General features: G+C 71.9%; 14 protein-coding genes. 4 read left to right on the forward strand and 10 right to left on the reverse strand.

What is annotated here, in order from left to right:
- Positions 1-74: 74 nt before the first annotated feature.
- The 5 genes from ACP6CK_RS27855 to ACP6CK_RS27875 all read right to left on the reverse strand — a co-directional run bounded on the left by ACP6CK_RS27855 (position 75) and on the right by ACP6CK_RS27875 (position 4,722).
- Positions 75-1,307: an MFS transporter gene (locus ACP6CK_RS27855; RefSeq protein WP_426956592.1), complete on the reverse strand. Its 1,233-nt coding sequence runs from the start codon at positions 1,305-1,307 to the stop codon at positions 75-77.
- Positions 1,304-1,687 (reverse strand): RidA family protein, encoded by a 384-nt coding sequence (locus tag ACP6CK_RS27860; protein ID WP_426956593.1) that lies wholly within the window; start codon positions 1,685-1,687, stop codon positions 1,304-1,306. The genes ACP6CK_RS27855 and ACP6CK_RS27860 overlap by 4 nt, the downstream gene beginning before the upstream one ends.
- A 5-nt stretch (positions 1,688-1,692) precedes the next feature.
- Positions 1,693-3,084 carry an FAD-binding oxidoreductase gene (locus ACP6CK_RS27865; RefSeq protein WP_426956594.1) on the reverse strand — a complete coding sequence of 464 codons (1,392 nt, stop codon included), beginning with the start codon at positions 3,082-3,084 and terminating at the stop codon, positions 1,693-1,695.
- A gap of 13 nt (positions 3,085-3,097) precedes the next feature.
- A complete protein-coding gene (locus ACP6CK_RS27870; protein WP_426956595.1) occupies positions 3,098-3,994 on the reverse strand; it encodes a dimethylarginine dimethylaminohydrolase family protein in 897 nt (298 codons plus the stop codon).
- A gap of 62 nt (positions 3,995-4,056) precedes the next feature.
- Positions 4,057-4,722, reverse strand: a complete 666-nt coding sequence (locus tag ACP6CK_RS27875; protein WP_426956596.1) for a 2'-5' RNA ligase family protein — start codon at positions 4,720-4,722, stop codon at positions 4,057-4,059.
- A 140-nt stretch (positions 4,723-4,862) separates the two neighbouring features.
- On the opposite strand from ACP6CK_RS27875, the gene ACP6CK_RS27880 reads away from it, so the two are divergent.
- On the forward strand, positions 4,863-5,624 hold the full coding sequence (locus ACP6CK_RS27880; protein WP_426956597.1) for an HpcH/HpaI aldolase family protein: 762 nt from the start codon (positions 4,863-4,865) through the stop codon (positions 5,622-5,624).
- Between the two features lie 43 nt (positions 5,625-5,667).
- Here ACP6CK_RS27880 and ACP6CK_RS27885 read toward each other — a convergent pair whose 3' ends face one another.
- Positions 5,668-7,236: a Na+/H+ antiporter gene (locus ACP6CK_RS27885; RefSeq protein ID WP_426956598.1), complete on the reverse strand. Its 1,569-nt coding sequence runs from the start codon at positions 7,234-7,236 to the stop codon at positions 5,668-5,670.
- 74 nt (positions 7,237-7,310) lie between these two features.
- Here ACP6CK_RS27885 and ACP6CK_RS27890 point away from each other — a divergent pair, with 74 nt between their 5' ends.
- Entirely contained in the window at positions 7,311-8,660 is a 1,350-nt protein-coding gene (locus ACP6CK_RS27890; RefSeq protein WP_426956599.1) for an Nramp family divalent metal transporter, read from the forward strand.
- A 19-nt stretch (positions 8,661-8,679) separates the two neighbouring features.
- Here ACP6CK_RS27890 and ACP6CK_RS27895 read toward each other — a convergent pair whose 3' ends face one another.
- The 3 genes from ACP6CK_RS27895 to ACP6CK_RS27905 all read right to left on the reverse strand — a co-directional run bounded on the left by ACP6CK_RS27895 (position 8,680) and on the right by ACP6CK_RS27905 (position 12,391).
- Positions 8,680-10,101, reverse strand: coding sequence for a mannose-1-phosphate guanylyltransferase/mannose-6-phosphate isomerase (locus tag ACP6CK_RS27895; RefSeq protein ID WP_426956600.1), 1,422 nt, complete (start codon positions 10,099-10,101; stop codon positions 8,680-8,682).
- 135 nt (positions 10,102-10,236) lie between these two features.
- Positions 10,237-11,739, reverse strand: coding sequence for a tripartite tricarboxylate transporter permease (locus tag ACP6CK_RS27900; protein WP_426956601.1), 1,503 nt, complete (start codon positions 11,737-11,739; stop codon positions 10,237-10,239).
- Positions 11,740-11,767: 28 nt separating this feature from the next.
- The gene (locus ACP6CK_RS27905; protein ID WP_426956602.1) at positions 11,768-12,391 is read right to left on the reverse strand and encodes a tripartite tricarboxylate transporter TctB family protein; all 624 of its coding nucleotides are present in this window, start codon (positions 12,389-12,391) and stop codon (positions 11,768-11,770) included.
- A gap of 270 nt (positions 12,392-12,661) precedes the next feature.
- Here ACP6CK_RS27905 and ACP6CK_RS27910 point away from each other — a divergent pair, with 270 nt between their 5' ends.
- Both ACP6CK_RS27910 and ACP6CK_RS27915 read left to right on the forward strand, forming a co-directional pair.
- On the forward strand, positions 12,662-13,861 hold the full coding sequence (locus ACP6CK_RS27910) for a M20 metallopeptidase family protein (protein ID WP_426956603.1): 1,200 nt from the start codon (positions 12,662-12,664) through the stop codon (positions 13,859-13,861).
- Positions 13,862-13,914: 53 nt separating this feature from the next.
- The gene (locus ACP6CK_RS27915) at positions 13,915-14,898 is read left to right on the forward strand and encodes a ketopantoate reductase family protein (RefSeq protein WP_426956604.1); all 984 of its coding nucleotides are present in this window, start codon (positions 13,915-13,917) and stop codon (positions 14,896-14,898) included.
- Here the strand turns inward: ACP6CK_RS27915 and ACP6CK_RS27920 are convergent.
- Positions 14,883-15,842, reverse strand: a complete 960-nt coding sequence (locus tag ACP6CK_RS27920) for a hypothetical protein (RefSeq protein WP_426956605.1) — start codon at positions 15,840-15,842, stop codon at positions 14,883-14,885. The genes ACP6CK_RS27915 and ACP6CK_RS27920 overlap by 16 nt on opposite strands.
- Positions 15,843-15,869 lie beyond the last annotated feature (27 nt).

The raw sequence follows: 15,869 nt of genomic DNA on the forward strand, positions 1-15,869 counted from the left end.
CAGCGTGCGGCTGCGATTCACTCCGCTCGACCGGAACTCACGCGTGACGCGCTGACGCGCCCGGGCGGCGCCGGTCAGCGCCCGGGCGCGCCGGGGCGCGTGGCCACCAGGAACCAGGCGGTGCAGACCACCGTGGCCGCCGAGAAGAAGAGCAGTCCCGACCCGATCCCGGCCATCGCCACCACCGGCCCGGAGGCGGCCTGCAGGATGGCGGCGCCGAGGAAGAAGGACATGTTCACCGCGGACATGGCCTTGCCGACCTGTGCGGGCGGCACGGCGGCCCGCGTCAGCGCGAAGGCCAGCGGCTGGACCGAGACGAGCAGCCCGAAGAGGAAGAGCAGCGCCGTGTCGGCGGCCGCGGAGGTGGCGCCGAGCGGCCCGCCGGGCCCGCCGGCCACCACCAGCACGAGGCAGGCGGCCGCTGCGAGATGGCCGAAGGCGAGAAGGGCGCGGCGCCGGCCGATCTGCCGGTCCACCACGCCCCAGAAGGCCGGGCCGAGGCAGAGCGACAGCGTGGCGATCAGGAGCACGTTCCCCGCCTCGATGCGGGACAGGTCCTTCACCTCCATCAGCCAGGGGCCGCCCCAGAGGCCGCGCACCCCAATGACGATGGCGAAGGACGCGAAGGTGATCGCCACCGGTCCGCGCAGCAGGGGAGAGGCGGCGAGCCGCAGCACCTCCCGCGCGTCGCCGACGAGGCTCCGCTCCGGCGCGGCGGCGGGCGCATCCCGCACGAGGGCGGCGACGAGGCCGAGGACGAGCAGCGCGATGGCGAGGCAGGTCCAGTAGCCCGCGCGCCACCCCGAGGACTCCACCAGCAGGGCGAGCGGGGAGGCGGAGAGGAGCATGCCGCAATTGCCCAGCGCCTGGATCAGCCCGGACCACAGGCCGAAGCGGGCCGGCGTCAGCGTCTTGGCGGCGAGCGTCATCGGGCAGATGAGCATGCCGCCGCAGCCCGCCCCCAGCACGACCTGCCCGATCAGGAAGCCCGCCGGACCTCCCGCCAGGGCCGCGATGACGGAGCCGACGGCGACGATGGAGAGGAGGGTGAGCGAGACGCGCCGGACCCCGAAGCGGTCCAGCGCGACCCCGATCGGGATCTGCGCCAGCGCGAAGGCGAAGTGGTAGGCGCCGGTGAGGGAGGCGATCCCCTGCGCCGTCACGCCGAGGTCGCGGCCCAGCAGGTCCGCGGCGATGGCGGGCAGGGTGCGGACCGCGTTGGACAGCACATGACCCATGGCCAGGGCCACCAGGGGCGCGACGAAGAGCAGGGAGGCCTCCCGCGCCGTGTCGTTCGGGGCGGTCACGCGGCCGCGATGGCCTCGATCTCGATCAGCCAGGACTCGTCGAAGATCGCCGGCAGGATGACGGTCATGGCGACGCGGTGGCCGCCCAGGACCTCCTGCCGGATGCGGCGGTTGTCGAGCGTGTTCGCCCGGTCCGCGAGGAAGATCGTCACCTTCACGAGATTCTCGATCGCCATGCCCGCGGCCCGGAGCTGCGCGACGAGGTTCGCCCAGGCCTGGCGACACTGGTCGTCGAAGCCCTCGGGCAGGGTGCCGTCGGGCGCGACGGGAACCTGCCCGCTGATGAAGAGCAGCCGCCCGGGCGAGGAGATCTCCACCGCCTGGGCATAGCCGCCCAGCGCCGCCGGCGCGTCGGGGGCATCGAGGGTGCGGACGGGCATGGCGGTCAGTTCCGGAACATCTTGCCGGGGTTCATGATCCCCTTCGGATCGAGCGCCACCTTCACGCTGCGCATGACGGCCAGCGCCTCCGGCCCGTGTTCCTGCTCCAGGAACTCCCGCTTGCCCAGGCCGACGCCGTGCTCGCCGGAGCAGGTGCCGCCGAGCGCCAGGCCGCGCGCGACGATCTTCTTGTCGAGTTCCCAGGCACGCTCCAGCGCGGTCGGGTCGTCCTGGTCCACGAGGATGACGGTGTGGAAGTTGCCGTCCCCGACATGCCCGACGATCGGCGCGGTCATGCCGGAGGCCGCGATGTCCTCCTTCGCGCCGAGCAGCGCCTCCGCGAGGCGGGAGATCGGCACGCAGACATCGGTCGCGATGCCCCGGCAGTTCGGCCGCAGCGCCACCCCGGCCCAGTAGGCATTGTGGCGCGCCGTCCAGAGCTTGTTCCGCGCCTCCTGGTCGGTGGCCCAGGCGAAGCCGAGGCCGCCCATGCCGTTCGCGATCTCCTGCACCGCCTCCGCCTGTTCGGCGACGCCGCGCTCGGTGCCGTGGAACTCCAGGAAGAGGGTTGGCAATGCCTGGAACCCCTCCAGCTTGGAGTAGGCGATGCAGGCGGCCATCTGCACCTCATCGAGAAGCTCGATCCGCGCGACGGGGATGCCGAGCTGCATGACGGCGATGACGCTCTCCACGCAGCCGCGCAGGTCGGGGAACTGCACCACGGCGGCGGAGGTCGCCTCCGGGATGCCGTGCAGGCGCAGGCGGATCTTCGTGATGACGCCGAGCGTCCCCTCGGATCCGATGAAGAGGCGCGTGAGATCGTAGCCGTTCGCGGCCTTGCGGACGCGGCCGCCGGTGTTGATGACGCGGCCATCGGCCAACACCACCTCCAGCCCCATGACGTTCTCCCGGATGGTGCCGTAGCGCACGGCGTTCGTGCCGGACGCGCGCGTGGCGCACATGCCGCCGATGGTGCAGTGGCTGCCCGGATCCACGGGGAAGAACAGGCCCTGGTCGCGCAGATGATCGTTCAACTGGTGCCGCGTGACGCCCGGCTCGATCAGGCCGTCCATGTCCTCCTGGCTGACCTCCAGGATCGCGTTCATCCGGGACAGGTCGAGCGAGATGCCGGCGCGGACGGGGGTGACGTGTCCCTCCAGCGACGTGCCCGCCCCGAAGGGGGTCACGGGAACCTCGAACCGGTGGCAGAGGGCGAGGAGCTTCGAGACCTCCTCCGTCGTCTCGGCGAAGGCGACCGCATCCGGCTGGACGGGGGAAGAGGTGTCCTCCCCGCGGGAATGCTGGTCCCGGATGGCTGAATTGGTGGTGATCCGGTCTCCCAGGAAGGCGCGCGCGGCGGCGATCACGTGGTCCACGGGGCGGGTTTCGGCGTTCATGGCGTTCGTCCGGTCAGTCGTCGTCGCGCAGCAGCGGGCAGGTCAGGCAGTGCGGCCCACCCCCGCCGGCGGTGAAGAGGGAAAGGGCGGGGTCCAGCACCACCAGCCCCTCGGCGCGGAGGGAGGCGTTCAGGGCCTTGCTCTCGCGGGCCGATACCACGCGCCCCTCGCCGAGGGCCAGGATGTTGCAGCCGAGCGCCATGGCGTCGCGGTAGGGAACCGGGATGGTCCGGATGCCGTGGCCGCGCAGCCAGGCCACGAAGCCCGGGTCCAGCACGTCCAGGCAGGCCACCGCCAGCCCGGGCGCGGCCATGCAGAAGAGCACGTCCAGATGCAGGAAGTGCTCGTCGAAAGGCTCGACCCGGACCTCCCAGCCCTCGGCCCGCAGCCAGCCGGCGAGTTGCTCCGCCCCGTCCAGGTCCGTCCGGCCGCCGCTCGCTCCGATGCAGGCGAGGCCGGGGCGGAGGATGTGGATATCCCCGCCCTCCAGCGTGCCGGCGCTGGACTTGTGCCAGAAGGCGGAGCCCTGGGCGGCGTGCCAGTCGATCAGGGGCGCATACTCCCCGCGGCGCTGGGGCCGCTCCAGCTGGCACAGCACGGGCCCACCATGGGTCACGGCCACGCTGTCCCGCGTATAGGCCATGTAGGGCAGGTGCGGTTCCGGCGGGACGTGATGCACCGTGACGCCCGCGCCGCGCATCGCGTCCACCAGTTCCGCGTGCTGGGCGGCCAGGTGGGCGGGGGCGGGCGATTGCCGGTCCTCGGACAGGGTGCGGCGGACGATGCTGTTGGTCGGGATCCAGCGGTAATGGTCGGGAGAGCAGACGAGCACCTCCTGCAGCCGTCCGGTCTCGGAGGCGACGTGCCAGCGGGATGGACCGGGCGGGAGGGGCGGCGGGGGAGGGAGCATGCTGCGGCCCGGTTTGCACCCCCCTGGCGCACCGTCCAAGCGCCCCCGCGAGGATCACGGGATCAGGACCCGGACGCGATCTGTGCCAGCCCGGCCGATTGAGGGGATAGCTGCCCTGGGAGTGGGAAGACCTCCAGCACCTCATAGGCGAGGGTAGGGAAGGTGGTCTCGTGGATCAGCCGAAGTTCCCGGACCGCGAACTCGGCCCCTCCCGCTCGCTCCGCCTCGGCCAGGCGGACGTGGGCGGGGTCTCGCACCCGTGCCAGGGTGGCGTGGGTGATCCTCGGCAGGCGGATGCGGCGCTCCGGAAGGCTGCAGGGTCCGGCGAGTGAATTCCGGAACGCCGAGAGAGGATTGTCGAGGTCCAGGGCGATAACGGCCTGGCGGTCGTATCGTAGCGAGTCGAAGCGGATCCGCAGCGGTGGCAGCGCCGCGCAGGCCCGCGCGATGGCGTTGCGCCATGCGCCGGAATGCCGCGCCCAGAGGGCCGCCTTCGGCTCGGAGAGGCGCTCCGCCGCGTCCATCAGCGGCAGGACGGTGATGTGAAAGCCGTGCCGCGGCATCGCGTGAAAAGCGCCGGGCGCGGCGTCCAGGACGGCCCGCTGGAGCCCGGCGACCGCTTCCTCGTCCGATAGGGCGATCTGGAGCTGGTAGGACTCGCACGGCGTCCCGAAGAGCGGGTCGGCCTCGAAGCCGTCGGCATTCCGCTGGATCAACAGGGGGATCATGCCCGGAGCTTAGCGCGCGTCCCGCCCGCTGCGGCGCCCCGGCCGTCGCGCGGGAATGCGCCCCTTCCCCTGCCGCCCCGGATGGACGCGCCGCGCCGGATGCGGAAGGATGCCGCGCACCGAAAGGGAAGGGACGAGGCGTGGCGAACAAGCTGAAGGATGCCTGGAAGGCCGGGAAGAAGACGGTGAACGGGTGGCTCGCCATCCCCGCCGCCTTCTCGGCCGAGGTGATGGCCCAGGCCGGCTTCGAGAGCCTGACCGTGGACCTGCAGCACGGCGTGCAGGACTACCAGTCGGCCGTGGCCTGCTTCCAGGGCATGCAACCGCACGGCCCGACGCCGATGGCGCGCACCCCCTGGAACGAGCCGGGCATCATCGGCAAGCTGCTGGACGGCGGCGCCCAGGGCCTGATCTGCCCGATGGTGAACACGCAGGCGCAGTGCGAGGCCTTCGTCTCCGCCTGCAAGTATCCGCCGAAGGGCACGCGCTCCAACGGGCCGATCCGCGCCGGCATCTACGGGGAGGCGGGTGGCTACTTCAACACGGCCAATGACGAGGTGCTGTGCCTGCCGATGATCGAGACGAAGGAGGCGCTGGACAACCTCGACGCCATCCTCGACGTCCCGGGCGTGGACGGGATCTATGTCGGACCGACCGACCTCGGCATTTCGCTCGGCATCCTGCCGCCGCACCTGGATCGTGAGGAGCCGGAGATCCTGAAGATCTACGAGCACCTGATCCAGGCGACGCAGAGGCGTGGGCAGTGGGCCGGCATCCACTGCTTGACCGGCGCCTATGTGAAGCGCGCCCACGGCATGGGCTTCACCTTCGGCACCATCGGCAACGACAGCGGCCTGATGCTGACGGCGGCGAAGCAGCAGCTCGCCGCGGCGCGGGGCTAGCGCACCGCCCGGACGCCGCCCCGCGGCGGCGTCCGGACTCCTCTCAGCCCGTCTGCTCGAGCTGCTGCACCAGCCGCAGCTCCTCGTGGTCGGTCTCGGACACCAGCGCGGCGAGCATCTCCTCCGGCAGGTTCTCCGTGCCGTGATGGTCCATCAGCCCGGCGCGGGCCGCGCGGACGGCGGCCAGCCGCAGTTGCAGCCGCGCGCGCAGCTCCGCCTGCGGGCCGCCGCGGGACACGGTGCGCCAGATCCGATGGCGGTCCCGGTACTCGGCGATCAGGTCGCGCGCGATGCCGCCATAGGTCTCCGTCTCCAGCTGCGCCTCCAGGGAGGAGAGCTCGGCCGCCGCCATGACACGGCGGGCGGCGGCCTCGTCCTTGTGCATGCCCCGTCGGGGCGGATTTTGTACGCGCAGGCGCCGGATCACCCATTCCAGGGTCGTCCCCTGCACCACCAGCGTGGCCAGGATGGCGCAGAACGCCAGGAAGATGAGGAGATCGCGGTCCGGCACATCCAGCGGCAGGGCCAGCGCCACGGCGAGGGACACGACGCCTCGCATGCCGGCCCAAGCCACGACGATCACCTGGGACGGCGGTGGCGGCGGGTCGCGTCGGGCGATCGCCGGGATCAGCCGCGGGATGTAGGTGGCCGGGAAGACCCAGATGATGCGGGAAACGATGAGCGTGACCGAGAGCGCCACCGCCGTCCCGATCAGGAAGGGCAGGGAATAGGCCGAGAGACGCTCCAGGATCCCGTTCAGCTGCAGCCCCACCAGGATGAAGACGAGACTGGTGAGGACGAACTCGATGAAGCGCCAGGTGGCCAGCGCCTCCACCCGGGTGCGGGCGCTGAGCACCTCGTGCTGCCGCCGCCCCACGATGATCCCGACGGTCACCACCGCGATGACGCCGGAGACATGCACCGCCTCCGCCGCGAGGAAGGCCGCGTAGGCCATGAGGAAGGAGACCGCGACCTCCAGCAGCGTGTCCGACAGCCGGGGCAGGACGAGGATGGCCAGCCGCGCCACCACCCAGCCGATCGCCAGACCCCCGAGCGCGACGCCGAGGAAGGACAGCGCCGCCAGCCAGGGCGACACGCTGCCCACCGCCAGGGCCCCGACCGCGAGCCGGAAGAGCACGAGAGAGGAGGCGTCGTTCACGAGGCTCTCCCCCTCCAGCACTGTCACGAGGCGGCGCGGGATCGGCAGCCGCGCGAGGACGGAGGCCGCCGCCACCGCATCCGGCGGCGCCACCACCGCCCCGAGCGCGATGGCCGCCGCCCAGGGCAGCTCCGGCAGGACGAGTTTCATCATCACGGCGACGCAGAGCGCCGTGAACACGACGCAGCCCACCGCCAGCAGCAGGATGGCGCGGATGTTGAAGCGGAACTGGTGCCAGTCCGTGCGCCAGGCGCTCGCCTGCAGCAGGGGCGGCAGGAAGAAGGCGAGGGCCAGCTCCGGGTCCAGCCGCACCCGCGGCACGCCGGGGATGAAGGCCAGCACCATCCCACCGAGGACGAGCACGACCGCGTAGGGGATATGGGACCGTTGGGCGAGCACGGCGAAGGCGATGCAGGCCGCCATCAGCGCCAGCATGATCTCGAGAATCAGCATCGCCCGAGAGTGGACCGGGGGTGAGGGAAGCGTAAGCCGGCGCAACGATCCTTGACGAAGCCCGTTCCGCCCCCATGAGCACCGCCCCAGGTCAGGCTGCGTTCGATCCGCCCGCGCCGGACGTCGGTGTCGGTGCGGTGCGGGGCGGGACGACCCCGGCCCAGCCCGACCCCAGCCCACGCGGCATCCTGCGGAACCTTGGCCCGGGGCTGGTCACCGGCGCGGCGGACGACGATCCCTCCGGCATCGCGACCTATAGCCAGGTGGGGGCGGGGTTCGGCTTCGCGCTCGGCTGGACGATGGTGCTCTCCTACCCCCTGATGATGGCGGTGCAGGAGGCCTGCGCCCGGATCGGCTTCGCCACGGGGCGGGGCATCGCCGAGAATCTGCGCCTCACCGCGAGCGGACCGGTCCTGTACGGGGCGGTCCTGCTGCTGCTGGGCGCCAACGTGCTGAACCTGGCGGCGGACATCGGTGCCATGGGAGCGGCGGCGCAGCTCGTGGCCGGCGGACCGCACTGGCTCTGGCTGATCGGCTTCGGCGCGATCAGCGTGGCCGTGCCCGCCCTGCTTTCTTACAAGCGCTATGCCGGAGTGCTGAAGTGGCTCTGCGTCGTGCTCCTCGCCTATGTCGGCGTGGTGCTGATGGTCGGGCTGGACTGGGGCGCGGCGCTCAAGGGGGCGCTGATCCCGTTGCTGCCGTCGGGCAGCGAGGGGCTGAAGGCGCTGGTGGCCGTGCTCGGCACCACCATCAGCCCCTACCTCTTCTTCTGGCAGTCCGCCCAGGAGGTGGAGGCGCGCAAGGCCGAGGGCTACCATCGCGCCCGCCTCCCGAGCGGGGAGATGCGGGAGGGACTGAAGCGCATCCGGCTGGACACGCTGGTCGGCATGGCCGTTTCCAACGTCGTCGCGCTCTGCATCATCTGGGCGGCCGCGGCGACCCTGCACGCCCACGGCCAGACCGAGGTGGACAGCGCCCAGGCCGCCGCGGAGGCCCTGCGGCCGGTCGCTGGCGCCGCGGCCTTCTACGTCTTCGCCCTCGGGATCATCGGCACCGGCATGCTGGCGGTCCCGGCGCTCGCGGGCTCGATCGCCTATGCGGTGGCGGAAAGCTTTGGCTGGAAGACGGGGCTGGACCGCAAGCCGCTCGGCGCCCCGTCCTTCTACGCGGCCATGGCGACCGCCGTGCTGGTGGCGGTCGGGCTCGACATCGTCGGCCTCGACCCGATCAAGGCGCTCTACTGGAGCGCGGTGGCGAACGGTCTGCTCGCACCGCCGCTGATGGCGCTCGTGCTCCGCATGGCCTCCGACCCCGCCCTGATGCGGGAGGCGGCGCTGTCGGGCCCGCTGCGCTGGCTCGGCTGGGCGGCGACCGCGGCCATGGCGGCCGCCGCGGTCAGCCTCGTCGTCTCCTGGGTGGTCTGACCCGGCGCGGGGCCGGGCGTCACGCCCGGCCGTAGGTGTCCTCGAAGCGGACGATGTCGTCCTCCCCGAGATAGGAGCCGACCTGCACCTCGATCAGCGTCAGCGGGATCATCCCGGGGTTCTCCATCCGGTGGACGCAGCCCAGCGGCAGGTAGACGCTCTCGTTCTCCCGCAGGAGGATCCGCTCGGCGTCCCGCTCCACGATGGCGGTGCCGTTCACGACCACCCAGTGCTCGGCCCGGTGATAGTGCTTCTGGAGGGAGAGCTTCTCCCCCGGCCGGACGAGGATCTTCTTCACCTGGAAGCGATCCCCCATGATGAGGCCCTCGTAATGGCCCCAGGGGCGGTACATCCGGCGGTGGGAGGCGGCCTCCGGCCGCTTGGCGGCCTTCAGGGCCTCCGCCAGCTTCTTCACGTCCTGGGCCTTGTCGCGGTGGAGGACGAGCACGGCGTCCTCCGTCGTGACCACCACCGCATCCTCCATTCCGACGACGGCCGTCAGGATCCCCTCGGACCGGACATAGCAGTCCTTCGCGCCGAGGAGCTGCACGGGGCCGTGGGTCGCATTGCCCGCCGCGTCCTTCGGCGCGGCGTGCCAGAGCGCGTCCCAGGAGCCGACATCGGACCAGCCGAGGTCGGCCGGCACCACCGCCGCGTGGGAGGTGCGCTCCATGACCGCGTAGTCGATCGAGATGTTCGGGGAGTCCGCGAAGCCGGGGGCGAGGCGCACGAAGCCGAGGTCGCGGCTGGCCCCGTCCACGGCGGCGCGGACGGCGGTGACCAGTTCCGGCTCCAGCCGCTCCAGCTCGGCGAGCAGGACACTCGCCCGCGCGACGAACATGCCGGCGTTCCAGAGGTGCTGCCCGTCCGCCAGGAAGGCGGCCGCGCGCGCGGCGTCCGGCTTCTCCACGAAGGCGGAGACGGCCGAGACCCCCTCCAGCCCCGGCAGGGGCGCGCCGGGCTCAATATAGCCGAAGCCCGTCTCCGGGCTGGTCGGGCGCATCCCCAGCACGACGATGTGGCCGGCCCGGGCGGCCTCGGCGGCCCGGTCCAGGGCGCGGTGCAACGCCGGCAGGTCGGCCACCCCGTGGTCCGACGGCATGACCCAGAGGACGGCGTGCGGGCTCTCCTCGGCAGCGATCAGGGCCGCGGCCGCGATGGCTGGGGCCGAGTTGCGCGCGGCCGGCTCCAGCACGATCCGGGCCTCCGGCAGGCCGGCCTCGCGCATCTGCTCGGCCACCAGGAAGCGCTGCGCCTCGGCGCCGACGATGATCGGGGCGGCGAAGCCGGGGGAGGGGGCGCGGGCCACCGTCTCCTGCAACATGCTCCGCTCGCCCAGCAGGGGCCAGAACTGCTTCGGGTAGGCTTCCCGCGAGAGGGGCCAGAGCCGGGTGCCGACGCCACCGGACAGGACGACGGGAACAACGCGGTCGAGACTCATGGGCGCAGAGGCATCCTTCTGGCTCGCGTCGGGCCCGGAACGAAGCTGGGCGCCGGGGTTGGGTAAAGGACGCCCGGACAAAAGAAAAGCCGCCCCGGGGTCCCGGGGCGGCCTTTTTTGCTGCAGTGCGGTAAACTACTCGGCGAGCGCCTTGTCCTTGCCGCTGCGAAGGTTCGGCAGAAGCATGGCGGCCAGGGCGAGCGCCCCGATGCCGAGCAGGGTCGCGGAGATCGGCCGCTCGATGAACACCATCGGGTCGCCGCGCGACAGGAGCATGGCGCGGCGCAGGTGCTCCTCCATCATCGGGCCGAGCACGAAGCCGATCAGCAGCGGCGCCGCCTCCATCCGGAGCTTGGAGAAGATGTAGCCGGCGATGCCGAAGAACAGGGTCTGGTAGACGTCGAAGACCGAGTTGTTCAGCGAGTACACGCCGATCGCGCAGAAGATGAGGATCGAGGGGTAGAGGTACTTGTAGGGCACCTGCAGCAGCTTCACCCACATGCCGACCAGCGGCAGGTTGATGACCAGCAGCATCAGGTTGCCGACCCACATGGAGCAGATGAGGCCCCAGAACAGGTCGGGCTGCGCCTCCACCATGCGGGGGCCCGGCTGGATGCCCTGGATGATCAGGGCGCCGACCATCAGCGCCATCACGGCGTTGGCCGGGATGCCGAGGGTCAGCAGCGGGATGAAGGAGGTCTGGGCGGCCGCGTTGTTCGCGGACTCCGGACCGGCCACGCCCTCGATCGCGCCGTTGCCGAACTGGTGACGGAACTTCGAGACCTTGCTCTCCAGCATGTAGGAGCCGAAGGCCGCCAGCGAGGCGCCGCCGCCCGGCAGGATGCCGAGGATGGAGCCGATCGCGGTGCCGCGGAGGACCGGGGCGATGGAGCGCCGGAACTCCTCACGGTTCAGCATGAGGGAGCCGACCTTGCCCGACATGACGGACCGGGCCTCGGGCTTCTCCAGGTTGAGGATGATCTCGCCGATGCCGAAGATGCCCATGGCGATGGAGACGAAGCCCAGGCCGTCCGACAACTCCGGCACGCCGAAGGTGAAGCGCTGCTGGCCGGTCTGAACGTCCGTGCCGACCAGGCCCAAGGCCACGCCGAGGACGACCATGGCGATGGCCTTCACCACCGAGCCCTGCGCCAGCACGGCCGAGATGATCAGGCCGAGCAACATCAGGGAGAAGTAGTCCGCCGGTCCGAAGGAGAGCGCCACCTGGGTGAGCAGCGGGCCAGAGGCGGCGACGAGGATGGTCGAGACCGTGCCGGCGAAGAACGAGCCGACCGCCGCGATCGTCAGCGCCGCGCCGGCCCGGCCGTTGCGGGCCATCTTGTAGCCTTCCAGCGCCGTCACGACGGACGACACCTCACCGGGCAGGTTCAGCAGGATGGAGGTGGTGGAACCGCCGTACTGCGCCCCGTAGTAGATGCCCGCCAGCATGATGATGGCGGTGGTCGCCGGCTGGCCGAAGGTGATCGGCAGCAGCAGCGAGATCGTCGCCACCGGGCCGATGCCCGGCAGCACGCCGATGGCCGTACCGATCATCGCGCCGATCAGCGCGAAGAGGAGGTTGTCGAACGTCAGCGCGACGCCGAAGCCGTGCGCGAGGTTCGAGAAGAGAAGTTCCATGGTGCGTCCGGATCCTTCTTGCGGAGGCTCAGTAGCCGAGCATGGTCGGCCAGAGCGGCACGCGGATGTCGAGCTGCTTGATGAAGATGAACCAGCAGAGGACGCAGAGGAACAGCGTCATGCCGGCGACGCCCAGCGGCCGGTGCTCGCGGTCCGCGAAGGAGGACACGACGCAGAGGCTGATGATGGAGACGATCAGGCCCAGCGGCTCGAGCGTGAGGCCGAAGATGGCATAGGAGGCGAGCGGGGTGCCAAGCGGCCGCCAGCTCGGCGAGATCGAGATGGTCAACAGCCCGGCGAGGGTGGCGAAGCCCACCTCACGGTAGCTCTCGGTAATGCCCATGCGCAGGAGCACCTGCCAGACGATCAGGCCGACCGCGATCCCGGCGAGCAGGATCGGCAGGTCGAGCTTCTCCCACCGCTCCAGCGGATTGGGCCCGCTGTTCAGGCCCAGCACGAAGACGAGCGTGCCGAGGCCGAGCAGGATCCAGAAGACCAGCATCGGCATGTAGCCCGGGCCCATGCGGCGCGCGGTGCCGAGCGTGTGCTGCTCCAGGCCGATGCCGAGGAAGCCGCCATTGATGTAGAGACCGATCACCGCCAGCAGGATCAGCAATCCCCCGGCCCAGAGATCCTTCGCGTTCAGTTTCATGAGCACTCCACCCCGTCCCCCACGGCTTGTGATCCCGGGGGCGGGCACGGGCGGGATCGGCACGGCGCCTACGGCTGCGGCCGCGAGCCCTTCCGGGCGGCGCGGTCCGGCACCGAGGTGCCCTCCTCCCTCCTGAACGCGCCTCCCGAACGTGAGAGGTGTCGCAACCTATGAGCCGCCGCGCGGCGCAGCAAGCGTCACCTGCACCCCGCGCTTGTCATGGATGCTTCTTCACCTAGAGTGCAATGCAACATTATTGCGGAGCGGGCCATGTCGGACCAGCGGGAATTGCAGAACGGCGCCAACGACCCGACGCGCCGGATCGCGGAGGCCGCCGCTTCCGTCGCGCCGCGCCTGATCGAGATCCGACGCGACCTGCACGCCCACCCCGAACTCGCCTTCGAGGAGACCCGCACCGCCGGCATCGTCGCGGCCGAGCTCTCCCGGCTGGGGATCCCGCACCGCACCGGACTCGGGAAGACCGGCGTGCTCGGGATGATCGAGGGCGGCCGCCCCGGCCCGACGCTGGCGATTCGCGCCGACATGGACGCCCTTCCCATCCAGGAAGAGACGGGGCTTCCCTTCGCGAGCGGGGTGGCGGGCAAGATGCACGCCTGCGGCCACGACATCCACACCGCCACTCTGCTGGGCGTCGCGGAGGTGCTGAAGGGCCTGGCCCCGATGCTGGCCGGGCGGGTGGCGCTCGTGTTCCAGCCGGCCGAGGAGGTGCTGGGCGGCGCCGCGGCGATGATCGCGGACGGCGCGGCGGAGGGGATCGACCTCGCGCTCGGCTTCCACAACATGCCGGAGATGCCGGTCGGCACCACAGGCTACGTACGCGGCGCCTGCATGGCGGCCTCGGACCGGTTCGACCTCATCATCCGGGGACGGTCCGGCCACGCGGCGCATCCGGACCACGCCGTGGACCCGATCGTCGCGGCCAGCCACTTCGTCACCCAGGTGCAGACGGTGGTGAGCCGGGAGGTGCGGCCGCTGCGCCCGGCGGTGGTCACGATCGGGGCCTTCCAGGCCGGCACGGTCCACAACATCATCCCCGAACGCGTGCACCTGAAGGGCACCGTCCGCACCCTGGACGACGAGACCCGCGACACGGCCGAGGCGGCGATCCGCCGCCTGGTCGCGGGGCTGGAGACGGGAATGCGCGTGACCTGCACGCTGGATTACGTGCGGCTCGTCCCGGCGCTCGCCAATGCCGACCGGGTGCTGGATCCGATGCTGGCGGCGGTCACGGCCCAGCTCGGCACCCGCCCGGAGGAAGGAGACCCGACCATGGGCAGCGAGGACTTCGCCGAGTTCGCGGCCCGCGCGCCGGCCGCGCATCTGCGGATCGGCTCCGGCACGCTCGGCCGCCACGACCACCTGCACAACGCCGACTGCCAGCCGGACGAGGGCAGCATCGCGGTGGGCGTGCAGGCCCTCTCCCGCGCGGCGCTGGAGCTGCTGGCGTGAGCGGGTCCGATGACCGCAGGGGCGCCAGCCCCGAAGGTCTGAATCGGGCCCCGATGCGGATCTGCATCTTCGGCGCCGGGGCCATCGGTGGGCACCTCGCGGTCCGGCTCGCGCAGGGCGGGGCGGAGGTGAGCGTCATCGCCCGCGGCGCCTACCTGGACGGCATCCGGGCCGACGGCCTGACCATCACGGCCCCGGACGGCACCTTTCACGCCCGGCCGGCGGCGACGGACGATCCCGCCAGCCTCGGCCCGCAGGACGCGGTCATCGTCACCGTCAAAGGTCCCGCTCTCGGCAGCGTCGCGGCCGCGATCGGCCCGCTGCTGGGGCCGGTGACGCCGGTCGCCTTCGTCATGAACGGCATCCCCTGGTGGTATTTCGACCGCCACGGCGGCCCGATGGACGGGAAGCGGCTGCCGGCCCTCGATCCCGGCGACGCCGTTCGCCGCGCCGTGGGCGTGGAGCGGACCATCGGCGGGGTCGTCTACTCCGCCTGCACCGTGACGAAGCCCGGCCACATCTTCGTGGAGCACGCCCGCAATCGTGTGGTCCTGGGCGAGCTGGACGGCCGGATCAGCGATCGGGCGGAGGCGCTGGCGGCCGCCCTCCGGGCCGGGGGGATCTCCTCCCCCGTGGTGCCCGACATCCGCAAGGCGGTGTGGGAGAAGCTCATCGCCAACATCGGCAGCGGCCCGCTCTGCGTCGTGGCGCGCCAGGGGATCGCCGGCGTGCTGGCCGATCCGGCCATCCGCGCCGCGGCGGCCGCCAACCTGCGGGAGGCCGCCGCCATCGCGGGCGGCCTGGGCATCCCGATCGAGATGGACCCCGAGGCCCGGCTGAAGGTGAGCGAGACCATCGCCCACAAGCCCTCCATCCTTCAGGACCTGGAGGCCGGGAAGCCGATGGAGCTGGAGGCCATCTTCCTGCAGCCGCTGGCGCTCGCCCGGATGGCCGGGGTGGCGACGCCGAGCCTCGACCTCAGCGTCGCCCTCGCCCGCAAGGCGGCGGAGGCGGCGGGGCTCTACGCCCCGACCTGAACGGGGCGGGGGAGGGCGGTCTGGCCGAGGACCCAGCCCTCCCAGCGCCGGACCCAGGGGTCGTCGGGCACGAAGTCCGGACGGACCCCATCCAGCACGCCGATCAGCCCGAGCAGGCCGAGCAGGCTGTCAAAGCGGTCCTCCCCGGCCGCATCGGGGCCGAAGCCCCCGGCCAGCGCCTCCGCAAGCCCGGCGGAGGGAACGACGCGCAGCCTGGCCATCGCATCCCGCAGCGCCGGGACGGCCGTCAGGCGCGCGGCCCGGTCCCGCTTGCTCCCGGCCAGCCGCACGCCGAGGTGACGCATCGCCTCGGCCGGGTAGACCTCCGCCAGCACCGCCGCGCCGGGACGGAGCAGCGCGTGCAACCCGCCCTCGAAGGGCCAGAGGCGGAGCGGGGCGCCCTCCGCCAGACCGGGTGCCAGCCAGTCCCGCCAGGCGGAGATCGCCGCCTTCCCCGTCTGGTTTGCTCCGAGCGTCCAGAAAAGAGGTGCCCCCGCGGGCCGCTCCGCCGTGGCCCGGTCGCAGAGGCGGGATAGGTCCGAGGGGCCCGACAGGCCAAGCGCCGCGGCATGGGCGGCGCGCGTCATGCCCCGGACACCGCGCAATGGGTAGAAGGGACGGTCGCGCGAGACCGTCTCGAGGGTGGGGTTCACCGACAGGAAGCCGGGCCGGTGCGGCAGGGCGCGCAGGAAGGCCGGGAAATCCGGTTCCGGCCGCGCCGCCGCCCAGGCGCGAGGGAGGCCGAGCGGCAGGTCCAGCCCGAGGGCCAAGGGCGCGCCTTCGGCCAGCAGCGCCGAGGTCAGGGCCGCGGGGTCGCCGACCGGGCGCGGTGCCTCTGCCACCCAGCCCCCGGCGTGACGCCGAGCAAGGCTGAACCACCGCTTCCCCGGATGGGCCGACCAGTCCGCATGGGCCGCGATCACGGGCTGTGCCCCAGGGAACACCGCCGCCCCCGGAATGGTCTAGGCTCC

Source organism: Muricoccus radiodurans (assembly GCF_050154705.1).
Lineage (GTDB): Bacteria > Pseudomonadota > Alphaproteobacteria > Acetobacterales > Acetobacteraceae > Roseomonas > Roseomonas radiodurans.

Bases quoted from the DNA above. Each gene is read 5' to 3' on its own strand.
- ACP6CK_RS27905 (WP_426956602.1), bottom strand. From the start codon at position 12,391: ATGAAACTGAACGCGAAGGATCTCTGGGCCGGGGGATTGCTGATCCTG.
- ACP6CK_RS27915 (WP_426956604.1), top strand. From the start codon at position 13,915: ATGCGGATCTGCATCTTCGGCGCCGGGGCCATCGGTGGGCACCTCGCG.
- ACP6CK_RS27890 (WP_426956599.1), top strand. From the start codon at position 7,311: ATGAGCACCGCCCCAGGTCAGGCTGCGTTCGATCCGCCCGCGCCGGAC.
- ACP6CK_RS27865 (WP_426956594.1), bottom strand. From the start codon at position 3,084: ATGAACGCCGAAACCCGCCCCGTGGACCACGTGATCGCCGCCGCGCGC.
- ACP6CK_RS27910 (WP_426956603.1), top strand. From the start codon at position 12,662: ATGTCGGACCAGCGGGAATTGCAGAACGGCGCCAACGACCCGACGCGC.
- ACP6CK_RS27895 (WP_426956600.1), bottom strand. From the start codon at position 10,101: ATGAGTCTCGACCGCGTTGTTCCCGTCGTCCTGTCCGGTGGCGTCGGC.
- ACP6CK_RS27860 (WP_426956593.1), bottom strand. From the start codon at position 1,687: ATGCCCGTCCGCACCCTCGATGCCCCCGACGCGCCGGCGGCGCTGGGC.
- ACP6CK_RS27870 (WP_426956595.1), bottom strand. From the start codon at position 3,994: ATGCTCCCTCCCCCGCCGCCCCTCCCGCCCGGTCCATCCCGCTGGCAC.
- ACP6CK_RS27885 (WP_426956598.1), bottom strand. From the start codon at position 7,236: ATGCTGATTCTCGAGATCATGCTGGCGCTGATGGCGGCCTGCATCGCC.
- ACP6CK_RS27875 (WP_426956596.1), bottom strand. From the start codon at position 4,722: ATGATCCCCCTGTTGATCCAGCGGAATGCCGACGGCTTCGAGGCCGAC.
- ACP6CK_RS27900 (WP_426956601.1), bottom strand. From the start codon at position 11,739: ATGGAACTTCTCTTCTCGAACCTCGCGCACGGCTTCGGCGTCGCGCTG.